Origin of the sequence: Arthrobacter sp. SIMBA_036, from assembly GCF_046535135.1 — a bacterium.
Lineage (GTDB): Bacteria > Actinomycetota > Actinomycetes > Actinomycetales > Micrococcaceae > Arthrobacter.
In genome coordinates, this window is the sequence record NZ_JAWRXG010000178.1 from 1 (window position 1) to 271 (window position 271).

At 28.0% G+C, this 271-nt stretch carries 1 protein-coding gene; it reads right to left on the minus strand.

Going from position 1 to position 271, the window contains the following annotated elements; all coding sequences use genetic code 11:
- Window positions 1-271, minus strand: a 271-nt coding sequence (locus SB659_RS19565; RefSeq protein WP_410551608.1) for a condensation domain-containing protein, incomplete at both ends; no start/stop codon positions are given.

Here is a 271-nt window from a genome sequence, read left to right on the forward strand (position 1 = left end):
CTTATAATATGATTCATTACTAAAACAAATACATACATATTATCAGATATCTTAATCACTTTAGCCCGAACTAAAGAATCTGCTGATAAATCAAAAGCATATGTTGTTTCATTTTCAATAATTTCTTTTATTTTTTGATCGGAGGCAGCGTCAGCAGCTAAAGTTAAATCTATAGATTGTAGTTGAAATTTAATTTCATCCATTCCTAATATAACCTGCCTTATTTCTCCTTTACTTTCTTTAAAGATTGTCCTTAAAGATTCATGACGTT